Source organism: Pseudomonas sp. OVF7 (assembly GCF_030644265.1).
Lineage (GTDB): Bacteria > Pseudomonadota > Gammaproteobacteria > Pseudomonadales > Pseudomonadaceae > Aquipseudomonas > Aquipseudomonas gorinensis.
In genome coordinates, this window is sequence record NZ_CP128996.1 from 224,114 (window position 1) to 240,070 (window position 15,957).

General features: G+C 62.0%; 18 protein-coding genes. 3 read left to right on the plus strand and 15 right to left on the minus strand.

The features are described 5' to 3' along the window. Positions 1–7: 7 nt before the first annotated feature. The 8 genes from recG to exbB form a co-directional block, all read right to left on the minus strand. A complete protein-coding gene (gene recG, locus QU606_RS00950; protein WP_304998037.1) occupies positions 8–2,083 on the minus strand; it encodes an ATP-dependent DNA helicase RecG in 2,076 nt (691 codons plus the stop codon). Between the two features lie 8 nt (positions 2,084–2,091). Further along, the gene (locus QU606_RS00955; protein WP_024078113.1) at positions 2,092–3,012 is read right to left on the minus strand and encodes a hydrogen peroxide-inducible genes activator; all 921 of its coding nucleotides are present in this window, start codon (positions 3,010–3,012) and stop codon (positions 2,092–2,094) included. Positions 3,013–3,125: 113 nt separating this feature from the next. Continuing rightward, a complete protein-coding gene (locus tag QU606_RS00960) occupies positions 3,126–3,656 on the minus strand; it encodes an iron transporter (RefSeq protein ID WP_024078112.1) in 531 nt (176 codons plus the stop codon). 20 nt (positions 3,657–3,676) lie between these two features. Beyond that, a complete protein-coding gene (locus tag QU606_RS00965) occupies positions 3,677–4,495 on the minus strand; it encodes an FTR1 family protein (protein WP_102624893.1) in 819 nt (272 codons plus the stop codon). A 3-nt stretch (positions 4,496–4,498) separates the two neighbouring features. Then, positions 4,499–4,834: a cupredoxin domain-containing protein gene (locus tag QU606_RS00970; protein WP_024078110.1), complete on the minus strand. Its 336-nt coding sequence runs from the start codon at positions 4,832–4,834 to the stop codon at positions 4,499–4,501. Positions 4,835–5,002: 168 nt separating this feature from the next. Beyond that, on the minus strand, positions 5,003–5,752 hold the full coding sequence (locus QU606_RS00975; RefSeq protein WP_102624892.1) for an energy transducer TonB: 750 nt from the start codon (positions 5,750–5,752) through the stop codon (positions 5,003–5,005). Then, complete coding sequence (gene exbD / locus QU606_RS00980; RefSeq protein WP_003195519.1) at positions 5,749–6,174, minus strand: TonB system transport protein ExbD; 426 nt, start codon at positions 6,172–6,174, stop codon at positions 5,749–5,751. The genes QU606_RS00975 and exbD overlap by 4 nt, the downstream gene beginning before the upstream one ends. Before the next feature lie 6 nt (positions 6,175–6,180). Next, complete coding sequence (gene exbB, locus QU606_RS00985) at positions 6,181–7,140, minus strand: tonB-system energizer ExbB (RefSeq protein ID WP_024078108.1); 960 nt, start codon at positions 7,138–7,140, stop codon at positions 6,181–6,183. A gap of 188 nt (positions 7,141–7,328) precedes the next feature. On the opposite strand from exbB, the gene QU606_RS00990 reads away from it, so the two are divergent. Next, positions 7,329–8,186 (plus strand): SDR family oxidoreductase, encoded by an 858-nt coding sequence (locus tag QU606_RS00990; RefSeq protein ID WP_024078107.1) that lies wholly within the window; start codon positions 7,329–7,331, stop codon positions 8,184–8,186. A gap of 283 nt (positions 8,187–8,469) precedes the next feature. Here QU606_RS00990 and QU606_RS00995 read toward each other — a convergent pair whose 3' ends face one another. From QU606_RS00995 to QU606_RS01025, 7 genes are all read right to left on the minus strand, one after another. Next, positions 8,470–9,210, minus strand: a complete 741-nt coding sequence (locus tag QU606_RS00995) for a hypothetical protein (RefSeq protein WP_304998038.1) — start codon at positions 9,208–9,210, stop codon at positions 8,470–8,472. A 75-nt stretch (positions 9,211–9,285) separates the two neighbouring features. Further along, entirely contained in the window at positions 9,286–10,029 is a 744-nt protein-coding gene (locus QU606_RS01000) for a hypothetical protein (RefSeq protein WP_024078105.1), read from the minus strand. Positions 10,030–10,086: 57 nt separating this feature from the next. Next, a complete protein-coding gene (locus QU606_RS01005; protein WP_003176922.1) occupies positions 10,087–10,467 on the minus strand; it encodes a RidA family protein in 381 nt (126 codons plus the stop codon). A gap of 24 nt (positions 10,468–10,491) precedes the next feature. Further along, the gene (gene spoT, locus QU606_RS01010; RefSeq protein ID WP_024078104.1) at positions 10,492–12,597 is read right to left on the minus strand and encodes a bifunctional GTP diphosphokinase/guanosine-3',5'-bis pyrophosphate 3'-pyrophosphohydrolase; all 2,106 of its coding nucleotides are present in this window, start codon (positions 12,595–12,597) and stop codon (positions 10,492–10,494) included. A 60-nt stretch (positions 12,598–12,657) separates the two neighbouring features. After that, the gene (rpoZ, locus tag QU606_RS01015) at positions 12,658–12,921 is read right to left on the minus strand and encodes a DNA-directed RNA polymerase subunit omega (protein ID WP_003176920.1); all 264 of its coding nucleotides are present in this window, start codon (positions 12,919–12,921) and stop codon (positions 12,658–12,660) included. 167 nt (positions 12,922–13,088) lie between these two features. After that, positions 13,089–13,709 (minus strand): guanylate kinase, encoded by a 621-nt coding sequence (gmk, locus tag QU606_RS01020; protein ID WP_024078103.1) that lies wholly within the window; start codon positions 13,707–13,709, stop codon positions 13,089–13,091. A 10-nt stretch (positions 13,710–13,719) separates the two neighbouring features. After that, the gene (locus QU606_RS01025; RefSeq protein ID WP_024078102.1) at positions 13,720–14,583 is read right to left on the minus strand and encodes a YicC/YloC family endoribonuclease; all 864 of its coding nucleotides are present in this window, start codon (positions 14,581–14,583) and stop codon (positions 13,720–13,722) included. Positions 14,584–14,811: 228 nt separating this feature from the next. On the opposite strand from QU606_RS01025, the gene rph reads away from it, so the two are divergent. Further along, positions 14,812–15,534, plus strand: coding sequence for a ribonuclease PH (gene rph, locus QU606_RS01030; RefSeq protein WP_024078101.1), 723 nt, complete (start codon positions 14,812–14,814; stop codon positions 15,532–15,534). Between the two features lie 22 nt (positions 15,535–15,556). After that, positions 15,557–15,925 (plus strand): DUF4870 domain-containing protein, encoded by a 369-nt coding sequence (locus tag QU606_RS01035; protein WP_024078100.1) that lies wholly within the window; start codon positions 15,557–15,559, stop codon positions 15,923–15,925. Positions 15,926–15,957 lie beyond the last annotated feature (32 nt).

Here is a 15,957-nt window from a genome sequence, read left to right on the forward strand (position 1 = left end):
TCAGGCGTCACACTTGGCCGTATTGCTGCCCATGGCGAAGCCAGCGATCCAGCAGCGGGCTGACGTGATGCGGCCAGCGCTCCAGCAGCGCTTGCGCCGCATCGCGCACAGCGGGCAGCAGGTCGGCGTCGCGCATCAGGTCGGCGACCTTGAATTGCAGCAGGCCGGTCTGGCGGGTACCGAGCATCTCGCCGGGGCCGCGCAGTTCGAGGTCTTTCTCGGCAATGACAAAACCGTCGTTGGTTTCACGCATGATGCCCAGGCGCTGACGACCGATCTGCGACAGTGGCGGGTGGTAGAGCAGCACACAGTGGCTGGCGGCGCTGCCCCGGCCGACGCGGCCGCGCAACTGGTGCAGTTGCGCCAGGCCCAGGCGCTCGGGGTTTTCGATGATCATCAGGCTGGCGTTGGGCACGTCCACACCGACTTCGATGACCGTGGTGGCCACCAGCAGTTGCAGGTTGCCGGCCTTGAATTCGGCCATTACCGCAGCTTTCTCTGCCGGCTTCATGCGGCCGTGGATCAGCCCGACCTTGAGCTCGCCGAGGGCGCTGGTGAGGTCTTCGTACGTGGTCTCGGCGGCCTGGCAGGTCAGCTCTTCGGATTCTTCAATCAACGTGCACACCCAGTACGCCTGGCGCCCTTCGGCACAGGCGCCACGCACGCGCTCGATCACTTCCACGCGGCGGGTGTCGGTGACCAGCACGGTGTTGACCGGGGTTCGGCCGGGGGGCAGTTCGTCAAGGATCGAGGTGTCGAGGTCGGCGTAGGCACTCATGGCCAGGGTGCGCGGGATCGGCGTGGCGGTCATGATCAGTTGGTGCGGGCTCATGCGGCCGCCCACGCCTTTCTGACGCAGGGCCAGGCGTTGTTGCACGCCGAAACGGTGTTGTTCGTCGATGATCACCAGGGCCAGGTTCTTGAACGTCACTTCGTCCTGGAACAGCGCGTGGGTACCCACCACCATCGGTGCGCCGGCGGCGATCTGTTCGAGGGCGGCTGCGCGGTTCTTGCCCTTGAGCTTGCCCGCCAGCCATGCCACTTCCAGGCCCAGGGGTTCGAGCCAGCGCTTGAAGGTGATGAAGTGCTGCTCGGCGAGGATCTCGGTGGGCGCCATCAGCGCGACTTGGTACCCGGCTTCCAGGGCCTGCAAGGCGGCGAGGGCGGCAACCACGGTCTTGCCTGCGCCCACGTCGCCCTGGATCAGCCGCAGCATGGGCTCCTTCTGGCTCAAGTCGTAGGCGATTTCATTGCCCACGCGTTGCTGGGCGCCGGTCGGCGCAAAGCCGAGGTTGGCCAGGTACTGCGCAGGCAGGCGCGTGGCCTTGGGCATCGCTGGTGCGCGCAGGGAGCGCATGCTTTCGCGTAGGCGCTGTTGGGACAGTTGGTGGGTCAGCAGCTCTTCGAACGCCAGGCGATGCTGGGCCCAGTGATGACCCAGGGCCAATTCGTCGACATCGGCGTCGGCCGGTGGGTGGTGCAGGTAGCGAATCGCATCAGCCAGCGGCGCCAGCTGGTAGTCGCGCGCCAGCTCCTGGGGCAGCCAGTCGGGCAGGCTGGTGGGGCCGAGCATCGTCAGGGTCTGCATGCACAGTTGGCGCAGGCGCTGTTGGGTCAGGCCTTCGGTCAACGGGTAGATCGGTGTGAGCGTGGTGTCGACCGGCGGTGGCTCGTCGCCGGTAATGGCGCGGTATTCCGGATGATAGATTTCCAGGCCAGAAGCGCCGGGCCGCGCCTCGCCGTAGCAGCGCACGCGGGTGCCGCGCTTGAGGCCTTCCTTCTGCGCGTTGCTGAAATGGTAGAAGCGCAGGCTCAGGCCACCGGTGCCGTCCTGCAGGCGCACCACCAGGCTGCGGCGCTTGCCCATGACCACGTCGGCGCCGCTGACGGTGCCTTCGACCACTGCGTCCTGTCCAGGCCGCAAGTGGCCGATGGGCACTACGCGGGTGCGATCCTGATAGCGCAGGGGCAGGTGGAACAGCACGTCCTGGAGGTTCTCCAGGCCGACCTTGGCCAGCTTCTCGGCCATGGCTTCACCGACACCCTTGAGTGCCGTCACTTGCACCTGCGACAGCTCTGTCATACCGTTGCTTAGCTCGCGGCAGGCGGCTTGGCCACCGAGCACAGGCGGATCGAGTCAGCGAGGATCTCGATGGCTTTGGGCCGCGGGAAACTGGCGCGCCAGGCGATTGCCACGGTGCGGAACGGCACCGGTGGCGTGAGTGGGCGCACTTCGATCACGCCGGGGGCGTAGTGATGGCTGTCCACCGCCGACAGCGGCAGGATCGAGATGCCGAGGCCGGAAGCGACCATGTGGCGAATGGTTTCCAGGGAGCTGGATTCCACCGTGGTGTGCTTGGCGCCATCGTTGCCCTTGGTCAGGGTCGGGCAGGCTTCCAGCACTTGGTCGCGGAAGCAGTGGCCCTCACCGAGCAGCAGCAGGCTCTTGTCGTTGAGCAGGGCCGCGTCGATGGTGTCTTTTTGCGTCCACGGGTGCGAGGCCGGCATCAATACGTAGAACGGCTCGTCGTAGAGCGGCAGGGTGAGCACGTCCGCCTCGTTGAACGGCAGGGCAATGATGATCGCGTCCAGCTCGCCGTTGCGCAGTTTGTCGCGTAGCACATGGGTGAAGTTTTCTTCGATATACAGCGGCATCTGCGGCGCGACGCGGTGCAGTTGCGGAATCAAGTGCGGGAACAGGTAGGGGCCGACGGTGTAGATGGCGCCGACTTTCAGCGGTGCGGTCAGCTGGTTCTTGCCGGCCTGGGCCAGTTCGCGAATGCTTTGCGCTTGTTCCAGGACCTTCTGGGCCTGGGCAACAATGCCTTCACCCACCGGGGTCAGGCGCACGGCGCTTTTGCTGCGCTCGAAAATCAGCACACCGAGTTCGTCTTCAAGCTTCTTCACGCCCACCGATAGCGTCGGCTGGCTGACGTGGCAACGCTCGGCCGCGTGGCCGAAGTGTTGTTCTTGGGCGAGGGTCACGATGTAGCGTAATTCTGTAAGAGTCATAGCGGGCGTCCATGAGGTTGCAAGCCAAGCATACCGGCTGCAATCGATAGACGCACGTTATCAGAGAGGATGGGGTTTACGACACCTGGTAATCAGGTGTCGCGTTCATGCTTTCAGCTTTGCGGGTATTTGAAGGTAAAGGTTTTGGTGAACGGCCCCCACCATTCCGGTACGCCGGTTTCCTTGTCCACGTGGTGGAAGAAACCTTTGATCTGCGGGCTTTCGTAGCGCAGTACCACAGTGTAGGTGCCGGGGCCGTCCATTTTCACGTTGTTGGCGTAGTGGGCGCCGTCTTTGGCCACCATCGGCAGCAGCGTGCCGATTTCCTTGTAGTCGGGCGAACCCTGCTTGACCAGCGAGTAGGTGATGGTCAGGTAGGGCACCCACTCGCCATTGGACAGGCCGTATTTGTTGTCGGCGGTGGCATGCACATCCGTTTCAAGGTGCACCGAATCCTTGCTCATCACCATGCCCGGTGGCATGGGGGCCATTTCGATGCCCACCAGGTAGGAGGAGGCGATTTCCATGTCGTTGACCTGGACGGGCCCGCCAATCGGGTACTCGCGGGCTTGGGTCAGGGTTGAAGCGGCCAGGGCGCTGACAAGTACCAGTGCGGTGGCCAAGGGGTTGCGCAGGTGTTTCATGGCGTGGCTCCTTGAGGCAGTTAACGTGATTGCGTCGGGCGTGAATGCAGCAAGCGGTTACCCAGCACCAGGAGCGCAAGGGTGACAGACCAGGCGACCAGTTGGACACCCAGCGGCCGGTCGGTGTAGCCCACCAGCGCGGTCAGGGCGCGGCCGGTGAGGCTGGCGTCGGAGACCAGCCAGGACGTGTCCCAGAGTTGGTAGCCCCAGGCGGGGATCAGGTCGATACCGGCGAGGATCGCGGCCGCCCGCCCCGCCATGCCGGCGGCGAGCAAGGCAATCATCCAACCGGTAATCGAAAACAGACGCTTGAGGCTGATGGCGACCAGGCCGCGGTACATCAGCCAGGACAGCGCGGCGCCGGCGGCGATGCCGAGCACGCCACCGGCCAGCATCGACAGTGGGTCTGCCTGGCTCGACGCGGCGATGCCATAGAGGAACAGCACGATTTCCGAGCCTTCGCGCAGCACCGCCACGGTGATTACCACGGCCAGCGCCCAGAGTGATTTTTCGCCGTTGAGTACCGCATTGCCGGCGCTGCGCAGTTGGGTGGCCAACTCGCGACCATGGCTGGCCATCCACAGGTTGTGCCAGCCCAGCATGACCACGGCGACCACCAGAATGGCTGCGTTGAAAATCTCCTGGCCAAAGCCCTGGAGTGCCTGGGTGATTGCGCCGGTAAAGAGTGCGAGGATCCCCGCGCCCAGTACGCCGGCTGCGATCCCGCCGCCGATAAACAGCCCGCGCCGCGCCAGGCCCTGGGTGGCGGCCATCACGATCCCCACCACAATCCCGGCTTCCAGCACTTCTCGAAACACGATCAACAGACAGGCCAGCATGGCTTACTCCTTGGCCTCGACGGCAGTGACCGTGCCTTTGGCCTGGTCGGGGTGGTAGTCATCGAAGAAGGTGTAAGTGCCGGGATGCAGCGGGCCGGCGAACACCGTCACGGTGTTGCCGGGGACGATGATTTTTTCGAATTTCATGTCATAGCTTTCGAACTCATCGACGCTTTCGTCGTGGCTGGTGAGTTGAATGCGAAAGCGCTCACCGGCCGGCACCTCGAAACTTGAGGGGCTGAAGGTGTGGTTTTGAATGACCAGGGTGACCAGTTGATCCGCCTGCGCAACGACGGGAAAAGCCAGCAGGAGGAGAGCCAGCCGGGCAAGAGTGGGCATGCCGAATGTCCGCTAATGAGAACGATTCGCGGATAATTGGCTTTGTATTTAAATGTTACAAGTGAAGATGGAGATAGGTCGCAGGCTGTTCAACCCTGGTTCAGGTTGCAGCAATACGCGGGGGAGGGAGCAGCAGCCGTGGGCACCCGAGAGTGCCCACGGTGAGGATTACCGGCGACGTTTTTCGATGTTGTAAACGAACGGCGCAACGATCTCGATGCTGCCGCCTTTCAACATGTCTGCCGGTGGCTTGGGCAGTGGTTGGGCACGACGGATCATGTCCAGGGTCGCACGGTCCAGGTCGGCGTTGCCGGAGCGGCCCACCAGCTCATAGGACAGCACGTTGCCATCGGCATCCACCACGAAGCGCAAGCGGTTCAGGCCTTCCTTGCCTCGGGCCTGGGCGCCCGGCGGGTACTTCTTGTACTTCTGCAAGTGCGCCAGCAGGGTGCCTTCCCAGGACGCCTTGGCGGCCACCTGTTGCGGCGATGGGCCAGGAACCGGCTGGGCCGATTTTTCCGCCGGAGCGTTGGTCTGTGGCGATTCGCTCGGTGGGTCCTCGGAAGGTTTTTCCTTGGGTGGCTCGGGCTTCTTCTCCACCGGCTTGGGCGGCTGGGGTTTGGGCTTGGGCTTGACCGGCTTGGGCACCTGGATCGTCGGCTTGGGCGCCTCGGCCAGTTTTGGCAGCGGCAACTCTTCCACCGGGGCAGGCGGTTGCGGCGGCGTCACCACTTTCGGCGGCGCTGGCGGTGGTGGCGCTGGCGCGGGTGCCAGGTCAATGACCATGGCTGCCGGTGGCAGCAGGACCGGGCGCGGTGCCGACCAGTGGAGTGCGATGGCAATCGCGATGGCGTGCACGCCCAGCACGACGGCGAGGCTGGTGCCATAACGCGTCAGTTTGTGGCGCGTCGTGATCATTTCTTGGCTGCCGTCTCAAGTCCGACCAGGCCCACCTTCAGATAGCCGGCCGCCCGCAGGGCATCCATCACGCTCATCAGGTCGCCGTAGTCCACGCCTTTATCAGCCTGGAAGAAGATCGTCGTGTCCTTTTTGCCTTGGGTCTTGGCATCGAGCACTGGCCCCAGGGTTTCGGCTTTGACTTCTTCTTCGCCCAGGAACAGGCGCTGGTCCGCCTTGACGCTGAGGAAGATCGGCTTCTCCGGCCGCGGCGCCGGCTTGGCGCTGGAGGCGGGCAGGTCGACCTTGATGTCCACGGTGGCCAGGGGTGCCGCCACCATGAAGATGATCAGCAACACCAGCATCACGTCGATGAATGGCGTGACGTTGATTTCGTGGTTCTCGACGAGTTCGTCGTCGCCTTGATTCAAATGCAGGCCCATGGCCGATTACCCCACTTTCACCATGTGCGGTTGCGAGCTGCGCTCGGTAGGCAGGTGGTCGAGGTCGCGGCTCACCAGCAGCAGGACTTCTGCCGACGCGTCCGATACCTGGGCCTTGTAGCCGGCAATCGAACGGGCGAAGACGTTGTAGATCACCACCGCAGGAATCGCGGCAACCAGGCCCAGGGCTGTAGCCAGCAGGGCCTCGGCGATGCCGGGGGCAACGACGGCAAGGTTGGTGGTCTGGGTTTTGGCGATGCCGATGAAGCTGTTCATGATGCCCCACACGGTACCGAACAGGCCGACGAACGGCGCAGTGGAACCGATGGTAGCCAGCACGCCGGTGCCGCTGCTCATGTTACGACCGCAGGCTGCGACCAAACGCTCCAGGCGGAAGGCTACGCGCTCTTTGATACCTTCTTTTTCGCGGGTGTTGGCCGACAGGCGCATTTCTTCCAGCGCGTCGTGCACCAGGGTATTGGCCAGGGTGCCCTTTTGGGTCGCGCTTTCACTGGCTTCCTTGAGGGTGGTGGCTTTTTTCAGGTGGACGATCTCGGTGCGCAGACGACGCTTGGCGCCCAGCAGCTCGAAGCCCTTGGCGATCCAGATGGTCCAGGTAATGATCGAGGCAATGGCCAGGCCGATCATCACGGCTTTCACCACCACGTCAGCATTCTGGTACATGCCCCATGGGGACAGGTCGTGGGCCATGCCCAGGGTGTTGTCTTCTTCCAGTACTACGCCGGACTCGTCGGCAGCGGCTGGCACTGCCGGATCGGTCGCGGCAGGTGCAGCCGCAGGGGCGGCGTTCTGTTCGGCGGCAGGCGGGGTGGCCGGCGCCGTGGCATCAGCGAATGCGGCGGTCGGTGCCAGCAGTACGCTGAACAGCAACGCAGCAATCGCACGCCAGGCGCGGGATGGGCTGTGAGGCTTGGTTGGCGAAGCGGGGTTTGTATGACGTGTCATGCTGGCCGGACCTGAGAGAAAAAATGAGTGATCGTCCTTCCAGACCGTGCGAGGTCGAGGACAAATGGGCGGTTATTATTGCAAGTAATTCTTGTTAACAAAAGTAATACAGTAACTTTATTTGCCCTTTTTCTGGCCGCCGGTCTACCGAGACGGCTAATCTAGACCTTTCAGTTCGGAGTTTTGTGATGTCTGCGCCTTCTGTTGTGATTGCCGGATGTGGCGATGTGGGGAGTCGGCTGGCCAGCCAACTGCTCGCCTCGGAATGGGAGGTTCATGGCCTGCGGCGTGATATTTCGCGCCTGCCCGATGGCGTGATTGGCATTGCCGGCGACCTGTTCAACAAGGATTGCCCTGACACCTGGCCAATCGGCGGGGTGGATTACCTGGTGTATTGCGCCGCCGCGACGGATCACGATGAGGCCGGTTATCGCGCCGCTTATGTGCAGGGGCTGCAGCACGTGCTGGAGTGGCTGAAGGATTACGGCCAGGAGCCCAAGCATCTGTTGTTTGTATCCAGCAGCAGTGTGTATGGGCAGCAGAATGGCGAGTGGGTCGATGAAACCTCCGAGACCCAGGCGAAAGGCTATTCCGGGCAGGTGATGCTGGAAGCTGAGCAAGTGGCGCTGAACAGTGGTATCCCGGCGAGCGTCGTGCGGTTGACGGGGATCTATGGCCCGGGCCGTGAATGGCTGCTGACCCAGGTGCGCCAGGGTTATCGCGTGGCGATCGATCCGCCTTTATATGGCAACCGGATTCATGTCGATGACGCGGCGGGCCTGCTGGCCTTTTTGCTGCGGCATGTGGAGCAGGGCGGCTCGTTGGAGAAGATTTACATCGGTGTTGACGATGCGCCGGCGCCATTGGCGGAGGTGGTCGGTTGGTTGCGCGACTATTTGGGCGTGACCGAATGGGCCGACGACGCCAGCGTGCGCCGCGCGGGCAGCAAGCAATGCAGTAATGCGCGGGCCAAGGCGCTGGGCTGGGCGCCGGTCTATCCGACCTATCGCGAGGGGTATGCGGCGATTCTGGAAGGTCAGCGCTGACAGACGAGCCCAAGGGCGAATGCCAGTCAGTTAAGAGATAGAACGAGCAAACAGTAACCTGTGGCGAGCGGGCTTGCCCCGCGTTGGGCTGCGAAGCGGCCCCAAAAAACAGCCCCGGAGCTGCCTGGCACACTGCAGCGCTCTTATTGGGGCCGCTACGCAGCCCAACGCGGGGCAAGCCCGCTCGCCACAACAAGCCCGTTTGCCACAACAAGCCCGCTTGCCACAGTTGCGGTGTTCCTCCTTACTGGCTGGCATTACCCGAACAAGGGCTCTTTTTTCGTCACTGTTGTTCCAGCAGCCATTGGCGTGGGCCTGGAGCGAGTTGGGGAATTTCGTCCGGTTGGGCATGATTGATCGCGTTCAAAATTTCCATCCGCTTGCCGTGACGGACAAAAATCCATACGTCTGCGACATCGCCCTTGCCGAGAGAGAGCGTGTCATTGCCAGCGCCTTGAGTGGCGCAATCGCCGCCCAGACAGAGCTCGTACCGGTCATTTTGTGCCAGCCCGGACAGGCTGCCATCAGCATTGAACACCACGCTGTTGCCGACGCCTTGGCCTTCAATGATTTTCCACTTCCCGCCCATGTAGGCTGAATTCAGTGCCTGTCTGAACGTTGTACCCCACCTTGCACCCTCGGGGGCTGGCTGGGCCGGGCGCCGGAACACTTGGCCGGCAAAAAATGCTTTGGCCTGCTGGATAAGCTGGTTGCCATCCCAGTGCAGTTCGTCGGTGCCGTGGCCGTCATAGTCGACAACCCATACGCCTGGTGCCTTTGACCGCAGTTGACCTTCGCCGGCTTCGAATGCATTGCTGAATAACGCTTTGCCGCCACGGGCGTCGATGTTCCATTCCAGATTCAGGCCATTGGCGTCCAGTGCTTTGAGTAATGGACGACCTTGGGCGGCGGTATCAATAGCGGCCTGGTTGATCCACAGTCCGCTGATGTCGACAGGTTGCGACGTGTGCGTGCAACCGGCCAGCAGGAACGGGCTGAGGCTGAGCGCGAGTAACTTGTGCATGAGGCCATCCGCTTATGCGTGAAAACAATGGCGCAGGCTAAAGAAAAAGGAGCCGGTAGGCTCCTTTGTTGTGTATCACGGTTTCTCGAGCAACCACTGCCGTGGCCCCGGTGTAAACGAGGGCACTTCATCCGTCTGTGCGGTGTTGACGGCCTGGAAGATTTCCAGTTGTTTGCCCTTGCGCACGAAGATCCAGGGGTTGCCCTGGCCGTTGAGTTGCAGCCAGATGCTGTCATAGCCGCCGCTCATGGAGGCGCAATCGCCCGCCAGGCACAGTGAGTAGCGATCGACGCCAGGCAGGCCGGCGACCTTGCCGTCAGCCTGGAACTGTACCGTGGCGCCGTTTCCGAAGCCGTCGGTGATCTTCCAGTCGCCACCCATATAGGCCGCGTACAGCGCCCGTTCGAAGTTGGCGCCCAGTGGCGCGCCTTCCGGTGCGGGGTCTTTGGCGCGGGCGAACAGCTGTTCGGGCTCGTTGTCGTTGGCCGTTTGCAGCAGTTGTTTGTTTTTGCGCTTGAGTTCGGTGGCGGTGCTGCCGTAGAAGTCCACGCTCCAGGCGCCGGATTGCTCGCCGAGCAACTTGCCTTCGGCAACTTCAAAACCGTTGTAGTAGCGCGCTTGCGAAGCCTTGGTGTTGACCTCCCATTCGAGGTTTGGACCATAGCTTTGCAATGCTTCACGCAAAGGGCCGCCCTTGGCTGCCGCATCGATGGCGACCTGGTTGATCCAGGTGCCGCTCACATCCAGGTCGGCGGGATTGCTGGCACAGCCGCCGAGCAACAGGGCGAGCAACGAGGAGGCTACAAGCGCTTTGCGCATCATGAAATCCTTCTGAAACGAAGTCGGCGCAGCCTGGTTGAGGCTGCGCCGGGTGTTTTACTCGATGACCAGGATCGCGTCCATCTCAACCTGCGCGCCTTTTGGCAGCGCTGCGACGCCAATGGCGGCGCGAGCAGGGTAGGGCTGTTCGAAGTACTTGCCCATGATCTCGTTGACCTTGGCGAAGTGGCTCAGGTCGGTGAGGAAGATGTTCAGCTTGACGATGTCCTTGAACGAACCGCCCGCGGCTTCTGCGACGGACTTGAGGTTTTCGAAGACCTGTACGGTCTGGGCTTCGAAGCCTTCAACCAGTTCCATGGTCTTTGGGTCCAGCGGGATTTGGCCGGACATGTAGACGGTGTTGCCCGCCTTGATCGCCTGGGAGTAAGTGCCGATGGCGGCCGGGGCTTTATCGCTGGTGATAACAGTCTTGGTCATGAATGACTCCTTGTAAGAGGTGGGCTATGCACGCATGCGGGTGATGCGGATCACGCCGGTCAAGGCGCGCAGTTTTTTGATCACGCGGGCCAGGTGTACGCGGTCGTGCACGCTGACCACCAGTTGGACCACGCTGATGCGGCCATCGCGTTCGTCCATGCTGATTTTCTCGATATTGCCGTCGGCCGCATTGACGCTGCTGGCCAGCAGGGCGATCAGGCCACGCTGGTGCTCAAGCTCCACGCGAAGCTCGACGTTGAACTCGCCGGTGACATCCTTGGCCCAGGAGAGCTGGATGCATTTTTCCGGGTTGTGGCGGATTTCGCTGATGTTGCGGCAGTTGTCCAGGTGCACGACCATGCCTTTGCCCGCCGACAGGTGGCCGACAATCGGGTCGCCCGGGATCGGTGTGCAACACTTGGCATAACTGAGCACCAGGCCCTCGGTGCCGCGAATCGCCAGCGGACCCTCCGGGCTCGGCAACTGTTCGCCTTCGCCGAGCAGGCGGCGGGCTACTACGTAGGCCATGCGGTTGCCCAGGCCGATATCTTCCAGCAGGTCTTCGATGGTTTCCTGGCGGTACTCGTGGAGCATCGCTTGAACACGCTCACCCGGGATCTTGTCCAGGGCGCTGTCGAAACCGTTGAGCACCTTGTTCAGCAGGCGTTCGCCCAGGCTGATGGACTCGGAGCGGCGCTGCAGCTTCAGCGCATGGCGAATATGGGTGCGTGCCTTGCCAGTGACCACGAAGTTGAGCCACGCGGGGTTCGGCCGTGCGCCCGGCGCGCTGACGATTTCCACGGTGGAGCCGCTTTGCAGCGGTTCCGACAGCGGGGCCAGGCGACGGTTGATGCGGCAGGCGATGCAGCTGTTGCCGACGTCGGTGTGCACCGCGTAGGCGAAGTCGACGGCCGTGGAGCCTTTGGGCAGCTCCATGATCCGGCCCTTGGGCGTGAACACATAGACCTCGTCCGGGAACAGGTCGATCTTCACGCTTTCAATGAATTCCAGGGAGTTGCCGGCACGTTGCTGCATTTCCAGCACGCCTTTTACCCACTGGCGCGCGCGGGCATGGGTGCCTTTTGGCTGCTCGTCGCCACTGGACTTGTACAGCCAATGGGCGGCGATGCCGTTGTTGGCCATTTCTTCCATTTCCCGGGTGCGGATCTGGATCTCGATCGGCACCCCGTGCATACCAAACAGCGTGGTATGCAGCGACTGATAGCCGTTGGCCTTGGGAATCGCGATGTAGTCCTTGAAGCGGCCCGGCAGGGGCTTGTACAAATTATGTACAGCGCCCAGCACGCGGTAGCAGGTATCGACCTTGTCCACGATGATGCGGAACGCGTACACGTCCATGATCTCGTTGAACGCCCGGCGCTTGCCGCGCATCTTCTTGTAGATGCCGTAGATGTGTTTCTGCCTGCCGCTGACCTCGCCCTCGATCTCGTCGATCGCCAGGCAATGGCTCAGGGATTCTTCGATCTTGTTGACGATTTCCTTGCGGTTGCCCCGGGCACGCTTGACCGCCTGGTAGATGCGTGCCGAACGCATCGGGTGCATGGCCTTGAAGCCGAGGTCTTCGAATTCGATGCGAATGGCGTGCATGCCCAGCCGGTTGGCGATGGGCGCGTAGATTTCCAGGGTTTCCTTGGCGATGCGCCGGCGTTTTTCGCCGGACAGCACTTCCAGCGTGCGCATGTTGTGCAGCCGGTCGGCCAGCTTGACCAGGATCACCCGGATATCCCGGGCCATGGCCATGGCCATCTTCTGGAAGTTTTCCGCCTGGGCTTCGGCTTTGGTCTCGAAGTTCATCTGGGTCAGTTTGCTGACCCCATCGACCAGTTCGGCCACGGTTTCGCCAAATTGCGCACTGAGCGCTTCCTTGGCAATACCGGTGTCTTCGATCACGTCATGCAGCATGGCGGCCATCAGGCTCTGATGGTCCATGTGCATGTCGGCAAGAATATTTGCCACCGCAAGAGGATGGGTGACATACGCCTCGCCACTCCGGCGGCGTTGGCCGTCGTGGGCTTGTTCGGCGTAGAAATACGCTCGGCGGACCAGGTTGACCTGGTCGGGGCCGAGGTAGGCCGATAAGCGATCGGCGAGGGCGTCTATGCTCGGCAAAGTGTGAACTCCTGCCGTTGGCTGTGACCCCGCGCCGTGCTACGTCGACCAGGCATAGGCTTAGACGGCCTCGTTGGACTCGTCCTCGAACGCTGCAAACAGCGGTTCGTCTTCAACGATCTCAGCGTTGGCGATGAACTCGTAGCTCATCAGGCCTTCAGCGATTTCACGCAGGGCTACAACGGTAGGCTTGTCGTTTTCCCACTGGACCAGGGGCTCTTTGCCGCCAGTGGCCAGTTGACGGGCACGCTTGGTAGAGAGCATGACCAGCTCAAAGCGGTTATCCACGTGTTCTAGGCAGTCTTCAACGGTTACGCGGGCCATGGTATTCCTCGGAGCGAATGCAAGATGCGCGCTGCCCGGCTGGGCGAGCGGACTAAACAGTTTAAAAAATCACCAGCGTTTAGGGAAGCGCTGATTTTTCGCAGGCCCTCGCAAAACCGCTACAAGTGCCAATGTAAGGCCCCTGCAGCAGTTTTGGGAAGAGCCAATCAACCGAGCAGTTCGGCCAGTAATTTGCCGAAACGCTGCTGTTGGCGTTTTTGCTGGAGCTGATTGGCGCGGAAAATCGCCTTCAAGTCGTCCAGCGCGTGAGCAAAATCGTCGTTGATGATCAGGTAGTCATAGTCGACGTAGTGGCTCATTTCGCTGACGGCTTCCCGCATGCGGCCTTCGATGATCGCGTCGCTGTCCTGGCCACGGTTGGTCAAGCGCTGGTGCAGCGCTTCCAAAGACGGCGGCAGGATGAAGATCGAGCGCGCCTTGGGCATCAGTTGGCGCACTTGCTCGGCGCCCTGCCAGTCGATTTCCAGGATCAGGTCGTGGCCTTCGTCCAGGGTTTGCTGCAGGTGGCTTTGCGAGGTGCCGTAGAGGTTGCCGAACACTTCGGCGCGCTCGAGGAAGTCGCCATGCTCGATCATCTTGACGAACTCGGTGCGCTCGACGAAGTGATAGTGCACGCCGTTCACCTCACCCGGGCGCATGGCGCGGGTGGTGTGCGAGACCGAGATGCGGATCTGATCGTTGGTGTCGGTCAGAGCCTTGACCAGGCTGCTCTTGCCTGCGCCCGAAGGGGCGGAAATGATGTAAAGGGTGCCGGTGCTATGGGTCATGGAGGTTGCCTTACTCAATATTCTGTACTTGTTCGCGCATCTGCTCGATCAACACTTTGAGGTTGACCGCAGCGGTGGTGCTGCGCGGATCGAAAGCCTTGGAGCCCAGTGTATTGGCTTCGCGGTTGAGTTCCTGCATCAGGAAGTCCAGGCGCCGACCGGCGGCACCGCCTGACTTGAGCACGCGGCGCACTTCGAGGATGTGGGTGCTGAGGCGGTCGAGTTCTTCGGCGACGTCACTTTTTTGCGCCAGCAGGACCATTTCCTGCTCCAGGCGCACCGGATCAAGGTCGGCTTTCATGTCGGCGAAGCGATCGAGGACCTTCTGGCGCTGGGTCGCCAGCATTTGTGGCACCAGCTCGCGCAGGGTGACCACATCCTCCTCGATCGAGGTCAGGCGCTCGTTGATCAGGCGGGCCAGTTCGGCGCCTTCGCGCTCGCGGCCGGCCTTGAGCTCCTTCAAGCCCTGGGTGAACAGGGCGAGGGCTTCGGCGTTGAGGGCTTGCGGGTCGACGGCATCGGCCACCAGCACGCCGGGCCAGGCCAGCACTTCCAGGGGGTTCAGCGCCGCGGGCTGCTGGATCAGGCTGGCGATAGTCTCGGCGGCCGCGACCAGTTGCGCGGCGCGGTCGCGGTCGACCTGCAGTGGCTTGCCGGTGGTTTCCTCGGTAAAGCGCAGGGTGCATTCCAGCTTGCCGCGTGAGATGCCTTGGCGCAGGGCTTCACGTACGGCGCCTTCGAGGTCGCGGAACGATTCCGGCAGGCGCAGGTGCGGTTCCAGGTAGCGGCTGTTGACCGAGCGCAGTTCCCAGCTCAGGGTGCCTTGGGCGCCGGCTTTTTCGACGCGGGCGAAGGCGGTCATGCTGTGCACCATGGAGGTACCTCGCGTTGCAGTCCCGCGAAAGCGGGCTGATGGATAAATTGGAGCCGACTGGCTGCGAAGGCGCAGGAGTGTAGCGCAGTGGTGCGATAGGCCCCAAACGCGGGTGCTGACATCGCATCACAAGCCGAGCATTCGTAACCAGATTTTAAGAAGTGCCCCGAATCGGCTCGCGGCTCTATAATGCTCGGCAGTTTTTCGTCCTTCGTACAGGTATCCCCTATGAAACGTCCAAGTGGTCGCGTTGCCGATCAGCTCCGCTCGATCCGCATCACCCGCAACTACACCAAACACGCCGAGGGATCCGTACTGGTCGAGTTTGGCGATACCAAGGTGATCTGCACCGTCAGTGTCGAAAACGGCGTGCCACGTTTCCTCAAGGGCCAGGGCCAGGGTTGGTTGACCGCCGAATACGGCATGCTGCCGCGCGCCACCGGCGAGCGTAACCAGCGTGAGGCCAGTCGTGGCAAGCAAGGCGGTCGTACCCTGGAGATCCAGCGCCTGATCGGTCGCTCCCTGCGTGCAGCGTTGGACATGTCCAAGCTGGGCGACGTGACCCTGTACGTCGATTGCGACGTGATCCAGGCCGACGGCGGTACTCGTACTGCGTCCATCACCGGCGCCATGGTCGCTCTGGTCGATGCGCTGAAAGTGATCAAGAAGCGTGGCGGCCTGAAAGGCGGCGATCCGCTCAAGCAGATGATCGCTGCCGTATCGGTGGGCATGTACCAGGGCGAGCCTGTGCTGGACCTGGACTACCTGGAAGACTCGGCCGCCGAGACCGACCTGAACGTGGTCATGACCAGCACCGGTGGTTTTATCGAAGTGCAGGGCACCGCTGAAGGCGCGCCATTCCAGCCGGCCGACCTGAATGCGATGCTGGCCCTGGCCCAGAAGGGCATGACTGAGATTTTCGAACTGCAGAACGCCGCACTGGCTGACTGAACACGCTTCAAGGAGAAGTGCCATGAGTGACAGCCAGTTGCCGGTTCCGGCACCGTCCAAGGAAGTTCGCCAGTGGGCGATGCTGTGTCACTTCGCGGCGTTCCTGGGGTTGGTATTCCCCTTCGGCAGTCTCTTGGGGCCGCTGATCCTGTGGCAGATCAAGAAAGACATGGACCCGCTTATCGATGATCAGGGCAAGGAAGCGCTGAATTTCCAGATCACCGTGGCGATCGCCTGGCTGGTGTGCATGGTGCTGGGGTTCGTGGTGATCGGCTTTGTGCTGATGTTGATCCTGGTGGTTGCGGCGCTGGTGCTGACAATTATTGGCGGGATCAAGGCCAACAATGGCACGGCTTACCGTTACCCGTGGACCTGGCGCCTGATCAAATAATGAGCGCCCACAAAAAAACCGACAGCGATGTC

What these genes read in the sequence shown, in the direction of transcription:
- gmk (WP_024078103.1), bottom strand. Translation starts at nt 13,709, where the DNA reads ATGACCCATAGCACCGGCACCCTTTACATCATTTCCGCCCCTTCGGGC.
- QU606_RS00970 (WP_024078110.1), bottom strand. Translation starts at nt 4,834, where the DNA reads ATGCCCACTCTTGCCCGGCTGGCTCTCCTCCTGCTGGCTTTTCCCGTC.
- recG (WP_304998037.1), bottom strand. Translation starts at nt 2,083, where the DNA reads ATGACAGAGCTGTCGCAGGTGCAAGTGACGGCACTCAAGGGTGTCGGT.
- QU606_RS00955 (WP_024078113.1), bottom strand. Translation starts at nt 3,012, where the DNA reads ATGACTCTTACAGAATTACGCTACATCGTGACCCTCGCCCAAGAACAA.
- QU606_RS01035 (WP_024078100.1), top strand. Translation starts at nt 15,557, where the DNA reads ATGAGTGACAGCCAGTTGCCGGTTCCGGCACCGTCCAAGGAAGTTCGC.
- QU606_RS00975 (WP_102624892.1), bottom strand. Translation starts at nt 5,752, where the DNA reads ATGATCACGACGCGCCACAAACTGACGCGTTATGGCACCAGCCTCGCC.
- QU606_RS01025 (WP_024078102.1), bottom strand. Translation starts at nt 14,583, where the DNA reads ATGGTGCACAGCATGACCGCCTTCGCCCGCGTCGAAAAAGCCGGCGCC.
- rph (WP_024078101.1), top strand. Translation starts at nt 14,812, where the DNA reads ATGAAACGTCCAAGTGGTCGCGTTGCCGATCAGCTCCGCTCGATCCGC.
- QU606_RS00965 (WP_102624893.1), bottom strand. Translation starts at nt 4,495, where the DNA reads ATGCTGGCCTGTCTGTTGATCGTGTTTCGAGAAGTGCTGGAAGCCGGG.
- QU606_RS00990 (WP_024078107.1), top strand. Translation starts at nt 7,329, where the DNA reads ATGTCTGCGCCTTCTGTTGTGATTGCCGGATGTGGCGATGTGGGGAGT.
- exbB (WP_024078108.1), bottom strand. Translation starts at nt 7,140, where the DNA reads ATGACACGTCATACAAACCCCGCTTCGCCAACCAAGCCTCACAGCCCA.
- QU606_RS00995 (WP_304998038.1), bottom strand. Translation starts at nt 9,210, where the DNA reads ATGCACAAGTTACTCGCGCTCAGCCTCAGCCCGTTCCTGCTGGCCGGT.
- rpoZ (WP_003176920.1), bottom strand. Translation starts at nt 12,921, where the DNA reads ATGGCCCGCGTAACCGTTGAAGACTGCCTAGAACACGTGGATAACCGC.
- QU606_RS01000 (WP_024078105.1), bottom strand. Translation starts at nt 10,029, where the DNA reads ATGCGCAAAGCGCTTGTAGCCTCCTCGTTGCTCGCCCTGTTGCTCGGC.
- QU606_RS00960 (WP_024078112.1), bottom strand. Translation starts at nt 3,656, where the DNA reads ATGAAACACCTGCGCAACCCCTTGGCCACCGCACTGGTACTTGTCAGC.
- QU606_RS01005 (WP_003176922.1), bottom strand. Translation starts at nt 10,467, where the DNA reads ATGACCAAGACTGTTATCACCAGCGATAAAGCCCCGGCCGCCATCGGC.
- exbD (WP_003195519.1), bottom strand. Translation starts at nt 6,174, where the DNA reads ATGGGCCTGCATTTGAATCAAGGCGACGACGAACTCGTCGAGAACCAC.